The sequence below is a fragment of the Evtepia sp. genome (assembly GCF_056797215.1).
The window spans coordinates 1-16,266 of the sequence record NZ_JBQILM010000042.1; the positions used below are offsets into that span (position 1 = coordinate 1).

General features: G+C 57.8%; 13 protein-coding genes. 5 read left to right on the forward strand and 8 right to left on the reverse strand.

The genetic code is table 11. From position 1 onward, the window contains the following. Positions 1-14: 14 nt before the first annotated feature. Both ACTOZL_RS09050 and ACTOZL_RS09055 read right to left on the reverse strand, forming a co-directional pair. A complete protein-coding gene (locus ACTOZL_RS09050) occupies positions 15-857 on the reverse strand; it encodes an energy-coupling factor transporter ATPase (RefSeq protein WP_482478017.1) in 843 nt (280 codons plus the stop codon). After that, a complete protein-coding gene (locus ACTOZL_RS09055; protein ID WP_482478019.1) occupies positions 854-1,732 on the reverse strand; it encodes a class I SAM-dependent methyltransferase in 879 nt (292 codons plus the stop codon). The genes ACTOZL_RS09050 and ACTOZL_RS09055 overlap by 4 nt, the downstream gene beginning before the upstream one ends. Positions 1,733-2,080: 348 nt before the next feature. Between ACTOZL_RS09055 and ACTOZL_RS09060 the strand changes: the two genes are divergently transcribed. Beyond that, positions 2,081-2,740, forward strand: a complete 660-nt coding sequence (locus ACTOZL_RS09060) for a hypothetical protein (RefSeq protein ID WP_482478020.1) — start codon at positions 2,081-2,083, stop codon at positions 2,738-2,740. 53 nt (positions 2,741-2,793) lie between these two features. On the opposite strand, the gene csaB is transcribed toward ACTOZL_RS09060, so the two are convergent. Continuing rightward, a complete protein-coding gene (csaB, locus tag ACTOZL_RS09065) occupies positions 2,794-5,016 on the reverse strand; it encodes a polysaccharide pyruvyl transferase CsaB (protein ID WP_482478021.1) in 2,223 nt (740 codons plus the stop codon). A gap of 91 nt (positions 5,017-5,107) precedes the next feature. Between csaB and ACTOZL_RS09070 the strand changes: the two genes are divergently transcribed. Further along, positions 5,108-5,620 carry a DUF4330 domain-containing protein gene (locus ACTOZL_RS09070; RefSeq protein WP_482478022.1) on the forward strand — a complete coding sequence of 171 codons (513 nt, stop codon included), beginning with the start codon at positions 5,108-5,110 and terminating at the stop codon, positions 5,618-5,620. Between the two features lie 26 nt (positions 5,621-5,646). Here ACTOZL_RS09070 and ACTOZL_RS09075 read toward each other — a convergent pair whose 3' ends face one another. The 4 genes from ACTOZL_RS09075 to ACTOZL_RS09090 all read right to left on the reverse strand — a co-directional run bounded on the left by ACTOZL_RS09075 (position 5,647) and on the right by ACTOZL_RS09090 (position 8,872). After that, entirely contained in the window at positions 5,647-6,030 is a 384-nt protein-coding gene (locus tag ACTOZL_RS09075; RefSeq protein ID WP_482478024.1) for a TSUP family transporter, read from the reverse strand. Then, a complete protein-coding gene (locus ACTOZL_RS09080; protein WP_482478025.1) occupies positions 6,027-6,395 on the reverse strand; it encodes a sulfite exporter TauE/SafE family protein in 369 nt (122 codons plus the stop codon). Before ACTOZL_RS09080 ends, ACTOZL_RS09075 begins: the two co-directional genes overlap by 4 nt. A 119-nt stretch (positions 6,396-6,514) precedes the next feature. Next, the gene (locus tag ACTOZL_RS09085; RefSeq protein ID WP_482478026.1) at positions 6,515-7,249 is read right to left on the reverse strand and encodes a tRNA threonylcarbamoyladenosine dehydratase; all 735 of its coding nucleotides are present in this window, start codon (positions 7,247-7,249) and stop codon (positions 6,515-6,517) included. A 78-nt stretch (positions 7,250-7,327) separates the two neighbouring features. Next, positions 7,328-8,872: a peptidylprolyl isomerase gene (locus tag ACTOZL_RS09090; RefSeq protein ID WP_482478027.1), complete on the reverse strand. Its 1,545-nt coding sequence runs from the start codon at positions 8,870-8,872 to the stop codon at positions 7,328-7,330. Between the two features lie 235 nt (positions 8,873-9,107). On the opposite strand from ACTOZL_RS09090, the gene ACTOZL_RS09095 reads away from it, so the two are divergent. Both ACTOZL_RS09095 and ACTOZL_RS09100 read left to right on the forward strand, forming a co-directional pair. Next, entirely contained in the window at positions 9,108-9,797 is a 690-nt protein-coding gene (locus tag ACTOZL_RS09095; RefSeq protein WP_482478028.1) for an NAD(P)H-hydrate epimerase, read from the forward strand. Between the two features lie 37 nt (positions 9,798-9,834). After that, positions 9,835-12,273, forward strand: a complete 2,439-nt coding sequence (locus tag ACTOZL_RS09100) for an ATP-dependent helicase (protein WP_482478029.1) — start codon at positions 9,835-9,837, stop codon at positions 12,271-12,273. Between the two features lie 64 nt (positions 12,274-12,337). Here the strand turns inward: ACTOZL_RS09100 and ACTOZL_RS09105 are convergent, their stop codons facing one another. Next, positions 12,338-13,369, reverse strand: coding sequence for a YeiH family protein (locus tag ACTOZL_RS09105; RefSeq protein WP_482478030.1), 1,032 nt, complete (start codon positions 13,367-13,369; stop codon positions 12,338-12,340). 499 nt (positions 13,370-13,868) lie between these two features. On the opposite strand from ACTOZL_RS09105, the gene nifJ reads away from it, so the two are divergent. Beyond that, positions 13,869-16,266 (forward strand): pyruvate:ferredoxin (flavodoxin) oxidoreductase (gene nifJ, locus ACTOZL_RS09110; RefSeq protein WP_482478032.1); only part of this gene is annotated, 2,398 nt, incomplete at its 3' end.

The following is a 16,266-nucleotide window of genomic DNA, read 5'->3' on the forward strand; positions in this document are numbered from 1 at the left end:
CAAATGGGGGGGCGTCAGCCCAGGAGTTCCGCCAGTATGGCGGCGCATTCCTCGTCGCTGATGGCGTCCAGGGGAACGGAGAATCCCTCTTGCTTTAGTTCGTATAGCAGGGCTGTGGTCTCCGGCACAGCCAGCCCCGCACTGCGCAGCGGTTCCACCTGCTGAAAGACCGACTTGGGGGTACCGTCGGCGAGAACATGGCCCTGGGACATGACAATAAGCCGCTGGGCCTGGGCGGCCTCATCCATGTGGTGGGTGATGAGGATCACGGTGATGCCATAGTCCCGATTGAGCATCCGAATGGTGTCGATGGTTTCCCGGCGGCCGATGGGGTCGAGCATGGCGGTGGCCTCATCTAGGATGATGCACTGGGGCATCATGGCGATGATTCCAGCGATGGCCACACGCTGTTTCTGGCCTCCGGAGAGCAGGTGGGGGGAGTGTTCCCGAAATTCGTACATCCCCACCATGTTTAAGGCACGATCCACCCGCTCTCGGATTTCTTTCGGGGGGACACCCATGTTCTCTGGGCCGAACGCCACATCTTCTTCTACCACACTGGCCACAATCTGGTTGTCCGGGTTCTGAAAGACCATGCCCACCTTTTCCCGAATGGGAAGGAGGTTTTCCGGCAGGGAGGTATCCAGCCCATCCACCCAGAGTTTTCCTTGGGTAGGGGTGAGTAAGGCATTGATGTGTTTGGCCAAGGTGGATTTTCCTGACCCGTTATGGCCCAGAATGGCCACGAAGGAGCCCGCTTCAATCTCTAAGTTTATATCTGTCAAGATAGGAGGCTGATCCGGGGTGGCATCGGGGTAGGAGAACCACAGGTGTTCGGCTTTGATGATGGCGCTCATGGCTGGCTCCCTCCTGTGCTTGTCCACCGCCCGGAGGCCCCACAGGGGAGGACCAAGCCGCTGGCGGCGGCAGGCAAACCCAACTCATCGCTGACGGTGGAACCGCCGTATTTCTTTGACAATAGGGTCTCCATCAGGTAGGTAAGCACCGACGGAGCCAGACCGGTGGTGTAGGAGTTGATGAGGAAGAACAGGGGCTGGTCAGATAGAACACCGGCCACCAGCTCCACGAAGGGGTAGAGGTTTTCCTCCAAGCGCCAGATTTCCCCAGAGGGTCCCCGGCCGTAGGAAGGGGGGTCCATGATTACCGCGTCATAGCGCCGGCCCCGGCGGATCTCCCGCTGGACGAATTTGGCGCAGTCGTCCACGATCCAGCGGATGGGGGCCTCTTCTAGGCCGGAGCTCTTGGCATTCTCCTTGGCCCAGCTCACCATGCCCTTGGCGGCGTCTACGTGGCAGACAGAGGCCCCAGCGGCGGCACAGGCGATGGTGGCGCCGCCGGTATAGGCAAAGAGGTTTAGCACAGAGATGGGCCGGGCGGCGCTGCGAATCTGCTCCATAGCGAAGTCCCAGTTGGTGGCCTGTTCAGGGAAGATGCCAGTGTGCTTGAAGTTCATGGGCTTGACGTTGAAGGTCAGGTCCCGGTAGTGGATTTGCCAGCGCTCCGGCAAGTCCTTTTTTATCCACTGTCCGCCCCCGCTGCTGGAACGGGCGTAACGGCCGTGACATTGTTTCCAGCCGGGGTGGAGGCGGGGGGTGTTCCAAATTGCTTGGGGGTCCGGGCGGATGAGGGTATACTGCCCCCAGCGTTCCAGCTTTTCCCCGCTGCCGCAGTCCAGCAGCTCATAATCCTTCCACGCAGTTGATGCCCACATAGCCAATCTCCTCTGCCGCCTCCCTGGGAGGAGGGGGTTCGATAAAGTTCCATATTTAACCTTGACATTATATCATTTTGGCTCCGACTCGTCAAACATTTCAGTGTTTTTGTCACGGCTCTCCCCCTTCTTTTCCACGAATGGGAAAGAAAGGAAAGGGGAAAACCTTGACATACCAGGGTATTTCGCAGTAATATTTAGGTACATTTATGAAGAATTGTTAAGATTCTCACGGAAAGAGAACGGGAAAAGAGAGCAACACGCAAAAACGGAGCCATACGTGGAGCGTAATGGTTTCTTTGCTTACTTTCTTTTTCAAAGGAAGTAAGGGACATGGGAGGAGAGAAGATGAACGAGAACGCAGGCCGGTTTCGCAGTGCCCTGGGTGGTTTTCACCGCCAGGATGTTTTGAACTACATCCAGAATATCACCCAAGAGAATCAAGAGACGGTCAAGGAGTTGACCGAGCAGTTGGAGGCGGCCCAGGGGGCTAAAAGCGATATGGAGGCAGAGCTACACACCCTACGCTGCGATTGCAAGCGGGCGGAGATTGCCAACGAAGCCCTGGAAGAAGAGCTGCGCCGCATCAAGGGCCGCAATGAGACCCTTACCCAGGACCTGACCTGCGCGGAGGCCCAGGTCAAAACCCTCCGAAACCGGGTGGCGGAGTTGGAACCGGGGGCCAATTCCTGGCAGAATATCAAGTCTACCGCCGGGGACATTGAGGTAACCGCCCATGAGCGGGCTCAGTTGGTGATCCAGGAGGCCCAGGCCAAGGCAGCGGAGATCCGGGCAGACGGCATTCGCTGGGTGTTGGAGATACAAGACCGCTGTGATAAGCTGCAAAAGGACCTGGGGCGCTCGATCCAGTCAGCGGAGACTGAGTTGGCTGCCGCCCACAAGGCCTTCTCACGGACAGAGGAGGACATGGAGGGGTTCCAAAAGGCACTGTCTGAGCTGGTGTCTGCGCTAAGCGCCGGGGTAGGGGAGGAGACTCCCGACGAATAAAGCGGAAGGTGAAAACCGCAGGCTGGTGGGCAAGAGCCCAGGCCTGCGGTTTTTTATTCCTCTGTGCCTTTGACGTAGTGTTCTACTACCTGCCGGTTTACAGCTTCCATCTTTCGGAGCTTTGCTACACTTTCGGAGAGAAACGCAGGATTTTTCCCCCGGGTGACAGCGCTGTCGATGAGGGATTTTAAGCGCTCTTCTGTAAGGGAGTTTAAGTCCTCGCATAGGTCCTGGCCGATGTAGGAGAGGAAGGAACCCACTTTTTGGTCGTAGACGATGCCCACCAGGGGGACCCCCTGTCCGGCGGCGAAGATCAATCCGTGAAGCCGCATGGATACGGCTACCTTCATCCGGGAGAGGATGCCGATGGTTTGAGCGGCGGTGTAGGCATCGGTGATGGTGTGGTAAGGGGCATGCATCCGGGCGGTGACCCGCTGGGCAGCGGAGACATCCAGACGGGGTTCGATGGGGAAAAATACTGGCGTGAGACCATAGGTGTCATAGGCATAGTCCGCGGCAGCGGCAATGCAGCGGGTTTTGGCCTCATAGCCCGGCCAGGGACGGAGAACGAAGGCAATGTAGGAGCCTTTCGGGGGAATGCCGCAGCTTTCCAGAATGCCATCCACCATGTCCGCCGGCGCGGCAGGGAGGATCACCGTGGTGTCTGCCGAGAGGGAAATCTGGGGCTTGGTTACCCCCAGGGCTTCCAGCTCCTTCTTGGAATCGGGGTCCCGGAGGGTGATGGCGTCCACATATTTATTGATGACCTTAGCGGCTTTGACCCGGTTCTGGCTGTTGCGAATGGGCCCAATGCCGCAGCCATACATGATAACCGGGCAGCCGCTGCGCTTGGCGCTGGCTAGGGTCCAGAGATAGAACCACAGGGAACGGAAGCTGGTGACGTCCTGCATCAGGGAGCCCCCGCCGTTGATGAAGAGCTTGGCGCGGCGGAAGTGGTACAGGGCCTGCATGGCGTTGAATGTGTAAAAGGCGTTGACCCGGTAGGTGAGCCGGGTGTCCTTGGGGTTTCGAGAAAAGACCTGGAAGGAGAGATCCGGGTCGATAGCCCGCAGCTCCGTAAGGATGGCCAAAAGGATGGCGTCGTCCCCTGCGTTGCCTCGGCCGTAAGCGCCGCATATCGTGACTTGGGCGCGGCCCTTACGGGTATAGCGGAGGATGGTCTCGTAAATATCCAACTGATGATCCACCATGGCCTCTACGGAGAAAAACTGCTTTGCCTTAGTGTAAAGGCGCTGGCCCATGGTTTGGCGCAGGGCGGGGTCCCTGGCCAGGGTGAGCAGATGGGCAGCCAGGGCGTTGTGGTCCCCTGACGGGAAGAGGAAGCCATTGACCCCGTGGTCGATGAGCCGGTCCACGCCACCCACCTTGCTGCTTACCGTGGGAAGGGAGGCCCTAGCCCCCTCAGTAAGGGCGTAGGGGAAGGTTTCAGAGATGGAGGTGAGGGTGTTAATGTCAATGGCCTGGTAGAAGGAATTGGTGTCAGAAACCCATCCGGCAAAACAGACCGTGTCCCCCAGCCCCAGGCGCTGGGCCAGCTGCTTCAGGCTGTCCATTTCCTCGCCGTCTCCGGCGATGAGCAGGCGCAGAGCAGGGAACTGGGCTTGGGCTTGGGCGAAGCCCCGGATCAAGGTGGAGATGTCCTTCACGGGGTTCAGGCGGGCGGCGATTCCCACCACCACGCAGTCCTCGTCTGCTGTTAGTCCCACAGAGCGGAAAAATTCATTTCGGTCCATGGCGGGGGGACAGTGGGTGAAATCCAGGCCGTTGTAGATGGAGAAGAGACGCTCTGGGTCAAAGTGCCGGGAAATCAGTAAGTCCACCATGGAGTCGGTGACGCCAATGCGGTAGTGGAGCTTGCGCAGGGCCAGGGTATTGATGTTCCCATACACCAGCCGGGAAATGGGCCGTCCCAAATAGTCCAGCCGGTAGTCACTGTGGACTGTGGACACGGTAGGCAGGTGGGTCCGCCGGGAGAGCAGGGCAGCCATCATATTTCCCCTGGCACCGTGGCTATGGAGGAGGTCGAATCCCTCCTCCCGGACCATGCGGCTCAGGGTGCCCAGGGCGGAGAGAAAGTTGGGGCCGGGAATCACATAGGTGTCGATCCCCAGTTCCCTTGCCTCCTGGGCAAAGGGCCCCTCCATGAAGCAGACCAACCGCACCTGGATTTTGGCTTTCAATCCGGTGAGAAGGGAGTGAACATGGGTCTTTGCGCCGCCCGTGTCGCCGCCGCTGATGAGGTGAAGGACCTTCATACTGGATTCCTCCCGAAAAAAGACTTGAGAATTTTGGAATTATATTATACAATGGTTTAGAAATTCGGTCAAGCGATGGAGGTTACTACACATGATTGATGAAAAAGGAAAACTTTTTGGAAAACTGAATATCATTGACCTCATTGCCATCATTCTCATCGTAGCGGTGGTGGCTCTGCTGGGGTATAAACTCACATCCAGTGGAGGGGGCTTTACAGAAAACGGCCGGCAGGTGCGCTTTACCGTGAAGGTAGAGGGTGTGGACGCCCAGGTCTATGAGAGCATCCAAGATCTGATCCCCGGCCAGCTTATGACAGGCAGCCAAATGCTCAATGGTGAGATCACTGCCGTGGAGGGAACCCAGGTGGAGGAGGACAGCATCCGCTATAGAAAGGATGCCGGTGCCAACCAGCTCATTGCGTACCATAGCGACGCCGGGAGCTATGACCTGGTGTTTACCATTGAGGCGACCCTAGAGAACGTGGCCAACAACGCCCTGGGGACCCAGGAGGTCCGGGTAGGCCGGAGCTACACCGTCAAGACCGACGGCTTTGAGTTGGCCAACGGCCTGATCCTCAGCTGTGAATACTTAGAGGCGGAATAACAGAGCAATAGAAAACCCAGGCCCTATCAATGGGGGCCTGGGCTTTCCTGCTGTTTGTCCTTGTGGAAGAGCTCCCGCAGGCCGATATAGAGGAGGAAGAGGCCGAACAACTTCCGCAGGATGCCGGTGTCCAGACCGTTGGAAAACCAGGCGGCCAGGGCAGAGGTGACCAGCCCCGCAAGGATGGCGGGGAGGATGGTCTTTTTCTCCAACAGCCCGTTTTTATGGTGGGCAGGCAAGGCGGCAGCGGCGGCAGGGAGGAAGTACAGGAGGTTGATGCCCTGGGCCTGATGCTGGCTGATTCCGGCCAGGGCGGTGAGGTAGATGAGCAGCAGCGAGCCGCCGCCAATGCCAAAGGCGGAGAGCACGCCGGTGGCTGCGCCGGCCAGCAGGGCGATGAGCCAGCTCATTGGAACAGGGCGCTCCAGGCCCCATAGAGGATGAGCAGGGCAAAGACCTGCTTGAGCCATACCACGGGGACCTTTTGGAAGAGTTTGCCCCCCACAAGCCCCCCCAACAGTCCGCCCACTAGATAGGGCAGGGCTTGGAGCAGGTCCAGATTCCCCTTGGTGTAGTAGATTGCCGCCGACAGGGCGCACAGGGGGAAGATGATGGCCACAGAGCAGGCGAAGGCTTTTCTCCGGCTGAGACCGCATTTCGACACCAGCAGGGGCACCAGAACCATGCCGCCCCCGCCGCCGAAGAAGCCATTGACCACCCCCGCTGCCCCACCGGCCACCGCAGATGGAGCCCAGGATTTCCAGGACGTTTTCACAGAATCCCTCCCAAATACGTGATGGGACGCCACAGGAAAAACAGCGCCCTTTCCCGCTAGTTTGCCGGGAAAGGGTGCTATTTATAATCAGGACAGTTGAAAAAAGAGAAAAATTCTTTTCATCTATTTGGTTCGGAGGGCTGGATTAGGTCCTGGATTACTGCCCCGGCCAATAGGAAACCGGCCACCGGGGGCACCCAGGGGGCGCTGGCGGGGACAGAACGCCGTCCTGGCGGCGGTGTCTCATTCTGTTGGCTTTTCACAGGGAGTTCAGGGGAAAAGACCACTTTGTGGTGGAGGATGCCCCTGGCGCGAAGCTCCTTGCGCAGGATACGGGCCAGGGGACAGCCCTCGGTTTTGGAGATATCTGCCACGCGGAACTGAGCGGGGTCCAGCTTGTTCCCCGTCCCCATGGAGGAGAGGATGGGGATGCCCTGTCCAAGGGCGGTTTCGATGAGGTCTAGTTTACAGGAGACCAGGTCGATGGCGTCCACGATGTAGTCATAGCCGCAGTCCGGGGGGAAGAAACGGGCCCGGCTTGCTGCCTCGTATTTTTCCGGGATGAGATGAAGCCTGCAAGCGGGGTTGATGTCCCAGATACGCTGGGCCAAGGCCACGGTCTTGTCCTGACCCAGGGTAGAGTGGAGGGCTTGGACCTGGCGGTTCAGGTTGGTGAGGCCCACCTGGTCGTTGTCTACCAGGGTGAGGGCTCCCACCCCAGCCCGAGCCAGGGCCTCGGCGCACCAGCTCCCCACGCCCCCCAGGCCAAAGACTGCCACATGGGCCTGGGAGAGCCGGGCCATAGCAGGAGTGCCAAGCAGCATTTCAGTGCGAAGGAATTGGGTTTGATCCATGGTTGTTCTCCTCTGAAAAGCCCCTGCGGAGGATTCCGCAGGGGCTTGGTGAAACTGTTTACTGTGTCCAGAACCGCGTCAGGACAGGTCAGGAACCTTCTTGGCGGCGTCCTTCAGCTCTGCGGGGTACTGCTCCATCACGCCGTTGTACCACTCCTCATAGTCAGCAGAACGCAGGGTGGTGAGGGCTTGGTGCTTCCAGCGCAATTCGCCAAAGTCCTCAGCAAAGATGATGTTGTAGCCCAGGACATTGTTGCTGCTGTCGGTGTGCTCCACAATGCTGGCTTCCCCGGCCTTGCGCCCGTCGGCGAAGAGCCACTTTTGGATGTTGGCACTGACGGCACCACGGTCGGCGTCTTTGTTCAGGCCGCCGTCCTCTTTGGTGTTCTCGTCGGCGCTGTTCTCCTTGGCAAGAGTGGCAAAGGCATCGGCCTTGCTGCCGTCCTTCTTCCACTGGGCCAACAGCTCGTCCGCCTGTTTCTTGGCGGCCTTCAACTGCTCCTCAGAGGGCAGGGCGGGTGCGTCGCTCTGTTCGGAGGGGGTGGTCTCTGCCAGGACCAGGAGGTTGCGGTAGTCGGCAGTCTGGTAGCTGTGCTCGCCCTTGTCTCGGCCCAGGAACTGCACCACGCAGTAGCCAACGTTGTCCACCTTGATAGCAGTTACGTCTCCCTTCTGGCGCTCACCGTTGGTAAGCCAGTCCTTGAAGTTGGCGGGGATGGTATTGCCCATGGCGGCAGTGACGTGGCCGTTTTCCGGGTCCTTGAAGGATTCGGCAGAGGTCTCGTCCAGATATTCCACGGCAGCGGTGTTGAACGCGGTGCCCCCCTGGATATCGGCGACCATGGCGTTGGCTTTTTCACCAGCGGCATCCATAGCGGTGGCCATCTCTTCCTCGGTGGGTTCGATGGTGTTGCCTTCCGCATCGGTCTTTTCCTCGGCCTCATAGTGGACGTAGCAGGAGCGGTAGTCGTAGAGGTCCAGGTCAGCGGCATTCTCGCTGTAGTACTTGTTCAGCTCATTGTCGGGATAGGTGAACTCTTCTGTCTTATAGGTGGCATACTCGTCAGCCAGGACGGACTTGGTGAGGATGTCCGTGAAGAGGGCCTTATCGATGAACTTACCATAGACCATGTGGAGATAAGCGGTTTCTGTGGTGTTTTGTTGCAGGCTGTAGGTGTACAGGGCATCCAGGTTGTCCTGTACGATTTGCTGCCCCTCTTCGGAGAGGGTGTAGCCTGCGGCCTCCGCCTCGCTGCACAGGATGGTAACCCGTTGGAGCTGGGAGAGGGCGGTTTCAAGGAAGTAGTCGGCATAGGTGGTGCCAGCTTCCTCGTCATACATCTGTTGGGCGGGGGAGAGGTTTGTGTCATAGCCCATGTCGATGCCGTAGGCAGAGTAGCTCTGGGCCTGCTTCAACATGTCGTTTTCAACGTTTTTGTAATAGTAGGCCAGCTCAGAGGCGTTGAAGCTCTGGTCGCCTACGGTGGCTACGGCACTGTTGCGCACCAAAATGCCGGAGTTCCAGATAATCAGAATGGCGGCGACGATGGCGGCAATGATGCCGATGGCCCAATAGAGCTTCGCTTTGGAAGCACCGGCCTCGTTTCGGTTTGATGTGCTCATATCCTAGTAGTGATCCTCCTTCATTCCTATGGATAGGAAAAAATGTTTGGAGATATTATACTAAACCTCTGCGGTTTTTGCAAGAGCAAAGCGCGGTATCTTTCATTTTGAAGGAACGTGCATAAAAACCTGCAAAAAAGGCGAATGGGGGAAAGTTCTGCGGCTTGAAATTTATTCCTATGGCGGTTATAATGGAACAACTATGGGGACTAACCCCAGGAAGGGATGGAGCGCTATGAGACCAATTGTTTCCGTTGCCACCATGCGGGAGAGTGACGCCTATACCATTGCAAACCTGGTGCCCAGCAAGGAGCTGATGTACCGGGCCGCTATGGGTGTTTACCAGGCGGTGGCGTGGAAGGGGCGCGTGGGCATCCTCACTGGGTCCGGGAACAACGGCGGGGATGGGTATGCCCTGGCCTGTATTCTGGCGGACCGGGGAATCCCATGCCAGGTCCTTCGGGTCTCGGAAAAGTTTTCGGAGGATGGAAGATATTACTATGAAAAAGCGGCGGAGAAGGGGGTTTCCATCACCCTGTTTGCCCCTGAGGACAGCTTAGAGGGTTTTGACCTCCTGGTGGACTGCATGCTGGGCACCGGCTTTTCCGGGACACCACGGGGGCTATTCCAACAGGCCATTGAAGCCATCAATGCCTCTGGGGCTTACGTGGTCAGTGTGGACATCAACAGTGGCATGAACGGGGACAGCGGGGAAGGTGCGCTGGTGGTCCATGCGGACCTGACTGTCACCATCGGCTTTTTGAAGACAGGTTTTTTCCAGGGGGACAGTAGGCGGCACATTGACGCGCTTACGGTGGTGGACATCGGCATCCAGCTCCTGCGGGCTGATGGATATCTGGAAGAGACCCAGGGCCTTCCCTTCCCCTTAAACAGTATTTCCCTAGAGGAAGTGACCGGGGACTGAAAGGCCCCAATCCACGAGAAAGATAAATGGTGAAACTATGTCAGAAGAGAAACGACAGCGCTTTGCGGCACTGCGGCGGGAGCTCATCGCCCGTGAATTTTCCAAGCTGAACCCCCGCCAATTGGAGGGGGTCCTGACCACGGAGGGGCCCTTGCTCCTGTTGGCTGGGGCGGGCAGTGGAAAGACCACGGTGCTGATCCACCGCATCGCCAACCTCCTGCGCTATGGCAGAGGGTCAGATGCCCAGGACGTGCCGGAGACGGTGACGGAAGGGGATTTGGAATTTTTGGAGGCCTATGCCAAGAACCCCCAGCCGTCAGAGGCGATGCACAGCCGGGCACAAGCCCTGTGTGCCCTGGACCCGGCCATGCCCTGGCAGGTCATTGCCATCACCTTTACCAACAAGGCGGCAGGGGAGTTAAAGGCCCGGTTGGAGGATGCCATCGGGCCTGCCGCCCGGGATGTTTGGGCGGCTACCTTCCATTCCGCCTGTGTGCGTATCCTCCGGCGGGACATTGAGCGCTTGGGTTTTCCCTCCTCCTTTACCATTTATGATACAGACGACTCCCTGCGCATCGTGAAGGAATGCTTGAAGGAACAGAACCTGGACGAGAAAATGTTCCCGCCCCGCAGTATACTGGGCCATATCTCCCGGGCAAAGGACGACATGCTCTTGGCTGGGGATTACATGGAACAGTGCCGGGCCAAAGGGGATATCCGCCTGCAAAAGATTGCCAACATTTACTTAGCTTATGAGAAAAAGCTCTGGTCGGCGGGGGCACTGGACTTTGACGACATCATTCTCCACACCGTCCGGCTCCTGCGGGAGCAGGAGGAGGTGCGGGCATATTATCAAAAGAAGTTCCGCTATGTGCTGGTGGACGAATATCAGGACACCAACCATTTGCAATATCTTCTCACCACCCTCCTGGCGGGGGGGCGGAAGAACCTCTGTGTGGTGGGGGACGACGACCAGTCCATCTACCGCTTCCGGGGGGCCACCATTGAGAATATCCTCTCCTTTGAGAGCGAATATCAAAATGCCCGTGTCATCCGCTTGGAACAGAATTACCGCTCTACTGGCAATATCTTGGAGGCAGCCAATGCCGTGATCCGTAACAACCAGGGGCGGAAGGGGAAAAACCTTTGGACGGACCATGGAGAGGGAGAAAAGGTCCAGTGTTATACCGCTGTCAATGAGCGGGAAGAGGGGATGTATGTCGCCTCCCAGATTCTCAGCAGTTATAAAGCGGGGAGGCAATGGCGGGACTGCGCTGTCCTCTATCGGATGAACGCCCTGTCCAACCAGGTGGAAATTGCCCTGAAAAGCAATAGTATCCCCTACCGGGTGGTAGGGGGCTTCCGCTTCTTTGAGCGGGCGGAGATCAAGGACATGCTCTCCTACCTGTGTGTGATCCACAATCCCGACGATGACCTGCGGCTGCTGCGGGTGGTAAACAATCCCCCCAGAGGGATTGGGGCCAAGACGGTGGAGGCCGCCCGGGCCATTGCCCTAGAGGAGGACTTGAGCTTGTGGGAGGTCTTGTGCCGGGCCTCTGAGTGGGAGGTACTGCGCAAAGCGGTCCCCAAATTCCAAAAGTTTACTACCTTGATCCAGAACATGGCCCGGCTGGCGGAGAATGTCCCCCTGCCGGAGTTCTACGAAACTTTGATTCAAGAGAGTGGCTATGCCACCATGCTGGAAGAGAAGAAGGACAATGAGAGCCGCTCTCGTTTGGAGAATATCCACGAGTTGAGCTCCTCCATCAGTGGCTATTTGGAAAATGCCGAGGAGCCCTCCTTGGGCGGCTTTTTGGATGAGGTAGCGCTATATACAGACTTGGACGGGGTGGAAGAGGCCGACAACTGTGTGACACTCATGACCATGCACGCGGCCAAGGGCCTGGAATTTCCCATCGTATTTGCTGTGGGGATGGAGGAAGGGGTATTCCCTGGCTTCCGTGCCATTGGCGAGACAGATGAGTTGGAGGAGGAGCGGCGGCTGTGTTACGTGGCCCTCACCAGGGCCAAGGAGACCCTCCACTTGACCTGTGCGGCCCAGCGGATGCTCTTTGGACGTACTTCTGCCAATCTGCTCTCCCGTTTTGTCAAGGAGATTCCAGAGGAGTATTTGGACCTGAGGGGCCGGCCCCGCCATCAGCCCAGGCGGGAGATGGAGGACTGGGGCAGGGAAGAGGAGCTTAGTCAAATTCCCAGAACGGTCCAGCCGAAGAAGTCCTACCCCAGCGGTGGGCCTGTGGGGGGACGTACTGCCTACCGCAGCCCCACCCCCAAGGCGGCCCCGCTGCCGCAGTTGCACAAAGGCGACATGGTCCGGCATACGGCCTTTGGTATAGGGATGGTGTTGTCCGTCCAACCCATGGGCGGGGACGCCCTCTTGGAGGTGGCCTTTGACAACGTGGGGACAAAGCGGATGATGCTGAAAGCCGCGGCGCAGTTTATGACAAAAGAGTAAAAAAATGCTTCCAGGCAGGGGTGTCTGGAAGCATTTTTATGGCTTGTTTCGTAGGGAAGGGCTGTCACCAGAGCCCCAAAACGTGCTGCATCAGGAGGCTGGTGCCCGTGATTCCTGCCCAGCAGCAGGCACCCATGGCCAGGGGCAGGCCGCCGGTTTTGATGAGTTTGACGATGTCCGTATTGAGCCCGATGGCGGCCATAGAAAGGACGATGAAGAATTTGCTGAGGGTTTTAATGGGGGAGAACACGGAGGCATCTACCCCAAAATGGATGGCCACTGTGGTGATGAGGGAGGCTGCGATGAAATAGAGAATGAAGAAGGGGAACACCTGCCGGAAGCCGATGCCTTTTCCCTCCGTCTGGCTGCCCTTTTTGGTCTGAAGGAAGGCCAGGACCAGGGTGATGGGGATGATGGCCAGGGTACGGGTGAGCTTTACGGTGACGGCCTTGTCCAAGGTCTGGGAGCCCAGATTCCACATACTGTCCCAGGTGGCGGCAGCGGCAGTGACGGAGGAAGTGTCGTTGACAGCAGTTCCGGCAAAAATGCCAAAGGCCTCCCCGGAGAGGGTGTCAAAGCCAATGAGATTCCCCAGGATGGGAAAGAGGATGGCGGCCAGGACATTGAAAAAGAAAATAACGGAAATGGCCTGGGCAACTTCCTCGTCGTCGGCGTTGATCACCGGTGCGGTGGCGGCGATAGCAGAGCCGCCGCAGATGGAGGACCCCACCCCCACCAGGGTGGAAATCCGGGCGGGGATGTGCAGCGCCCGGTGGAGCAAGTAGGCAATGAGCAGGGCCACGGCGATGGTGCAGATGATGATGGGGAGGGATTGCTTCCCCGTCTCCAGCACCACGCTGAGGTTCAGGCCAAAGCCCAGCAGGATGACCGCCCACTGGAGGATTTTCTTAGAGGTGAATTTGATTCCTGCGGCAAAAGGCGTTTTATCCTTCAAAAACAGTGCCAGAACCATGCCCAGCAAGATGGCAATGACCGCGCCCCCGATAATGGGGAAGCGGCCCCCCAAAAACCAGGAGGGGATGGCGATGAGCAGGCAGAGGAGGAGGCCTTTTCCGTTGTGTTTGATCCAGTCCATGGGATATATCGCTCACTTTCTATTCTTAGCAAAAAATCAGTGACATTCTACTAAATGTCACAAGAAATGTCAAGATAGATCCCGTTGTGCAATGTAGGGAGGAGGGAGCTGCAAAAGGAGGAGCCCGTTCTCCGTCAGAATGCCCGGAAAATGGGGAAATTTTTGCTACTTTGCTTGGGGAAAAGAGATGGGGGAACCCCAAGCTATGGGGAGGATGGGGAAAATGGTCCATTCTTTTTGGAGGATTTCTACAAAGGAGCGTCCGTGCTTTTGTCACGTTTTTTCCGCGTTGGCATTATCCCGGTATTATGAAGGCTTTCATGCAGGAAGTTTGGATAGAAACTTCATTTACAAACCACGGGGAAAAATGATAGGATTATAGCATGATAAATAGCACCTAAGTGTCTGTATTCATTTGTTATACCCATGGAACTAGACACTTTCGTTAAGAAAAATAAACCAAACGAAATACAATTCGTTCTGGTTAGGAGGAATACGCATGGCAAGAAAGCGAAAGACAATGGATGGCAACACGGCGGCAGCCCATGTGGCGTATGCCTTTACGGAGGTTGCGGCGATTTATCCCATCACCCCCTCGTCTGTGATGGCTGAGTTGTCTGATAAATGGGCGGCTGAGGGCCGGAAAAATATGTTTGGGCAGACGGTCAACGTCTCCGTGATGCAATCAGAGGGCGGCGCGGCTGGCGCGGTCCACGGCTCCCTTACTGCCGGGGCCCTGACCACTACCTTCACCGCTTCTCAGGGACTGCTGTTGATGATCCCCAACATGTACAAGATCGCCGGCTCCCTGCTGCCGGGGGTCACCCATGTCTCTGCCCGGGCGCTGGCAACCCATGCCCTGTCCATTTTTGGTGACCACAGCGACGTTATGTCCTGCCGCAGCACGGGCTATGCCCTTCTGTGCAGCAACAACCCCCAGGAGGTTATGGACCTGGGTGCCGTGGCCCATCTGGCTGCCATCGGCGGACGGGTGCCCTTCCTCCACTTCTTTGACGGGTTCCGCACCTCCCATGAGATCAAGAAGGTGGAGACCTGGGACTATGAAGAGCTGAAGGATATGGTGGACATGGATGCCCTGAACGCCTTCCGCGCCCGGGCCCTGAACCCTGACCACCCGGTCCTCCGGGGCTCCGCCCAGAACCCGGACATCTTCTTCCAGACCAACGAGACCCGCAACCAGTACTATGACGCCCTGCCCGCTGTGGTGGAGGAGTATATGGATAAGGTAAACCAGCGCCTGGGTACCAACTACCAGCTCTTCAACTACTACGGGGCGGAGGATGCCGAGACGGTGATGGTGGCCATGGGCTCTGTCTGCGACGCGGCAGAGGAAGTGGTGGACTATATGAATGCCAAGGGGGAGAAGGTGGGCCTCATCAAGGTCCGGCTCTACCGCCCCTTTGTGACAGACCGTTTCGTGGCGGCGCTCCCCGCTACCGCCAAAAACATTGTGGTTTTGGACCGCTGCAAGGAGCCCTCCTCCATCGGTGAGCCCCTCTATCAGGACGTGGTTACGGCCTTGGCTGGCAGCTCCTTTGCTGGGGCAAAGATCGTGGGGGGACGCTATGGCTTGGGCTCCAAGGATACCACCCCCGGCGGCATCATGGCCGCGTTCCGGAATGGCCAGCAAGGGGAGCCGGTGCGCAGCTTCACCATCAACATCGTGGACGATGTGACCAACCGCTCCCTGCCCATCCCCGAGGAGCCTGACGTGGCCGACGAGGGCACCATTGCCTGCAAGTTCTGGGGGCTGGGGGGCGATGGCACCGTAGGCGCCAATAAGAACTCCATCAAGATCATCGGTGACAACACCGATATGCAGGTGCAGGCCTATTTCCAATACGACTCCAAAAAGTCCGGCGGTGTTACCGTTAGCCACCTGCGCTTTGGCCGCAACGAGATCAAGGCCTCCTACTACGTCACCAAAGCGGATTTCGTGGCCTGCCATCTGGCCTCTTACATTGAAAAATTTGATATCGTCCAGGACGTGAAGCCCGGCGGTACGTTTTTGCTCAACTGCCCCTGGAATGAACAGGAGCTGGAAGAGCACCTCCCCGCAGCCGCCAAGCGTTATCTGGCGCAAAACAACATCCGTATGTTCACCTGTGACGCTACCCACAAGGCCATTGAGCTGGGTATGGGCAATCGCTCCAACACCATCCTCCAGGCCGCATTCTTCAAGCTGGCCAACGTAATCCCTGTGGAGGAAGCTGTCCAGCACATGAAGGACGCCATCGTGAAGAGCTATGGCCACAAGGGCATGGACATCATCATGATGAACTACAACGCTGTGGACGCAGGCATTGAGAGCGTGCGGGAAGTACTGATCCCCGCTGGTTGGGTGGATGCTGTGGACGAGGCGGATGAGCCCGTCATCGACACCGACCGCGCAGAGCTGGCGGAGTATGTGAAGGATGTCATGATCCCCGCCAACGCCATGCGCGGGGATGCCATCCCTGTCTCCAAGCTCATGTCCACCGCCGACGGCACCCTGCCCCAGGGTACGGCTGCCTTTGAGAAGCGGGGCATCGCTGTGGCCGTGCCCTCCTGGGATCAGGACCACTGCATCCAGTGTAACCTCTGCTCCTACATCTGCCCTCACTCCTGTATCCGTCCCATCGTTATGGATGCCAACGAAGTGGTGGGCGCACCCAAACACACCAAGATGCACGACATGCGGGGTAAGGGCTGTGAGATCTACGCTTTCTCCATGACCGTTTCCGTGCTGGACTGTACCGGCTGCGGCTCCTGTGTGGAGGCATGTCCCGCCAAGACTAAGGCCCTGGCCATGAAGCCTTTGGACAGTCAGATGAACCAGCAGGCCGTGTTTGACTACGGGGTCAAGACTGTGACCAAGAAGCAGATTCCCTTTGCCA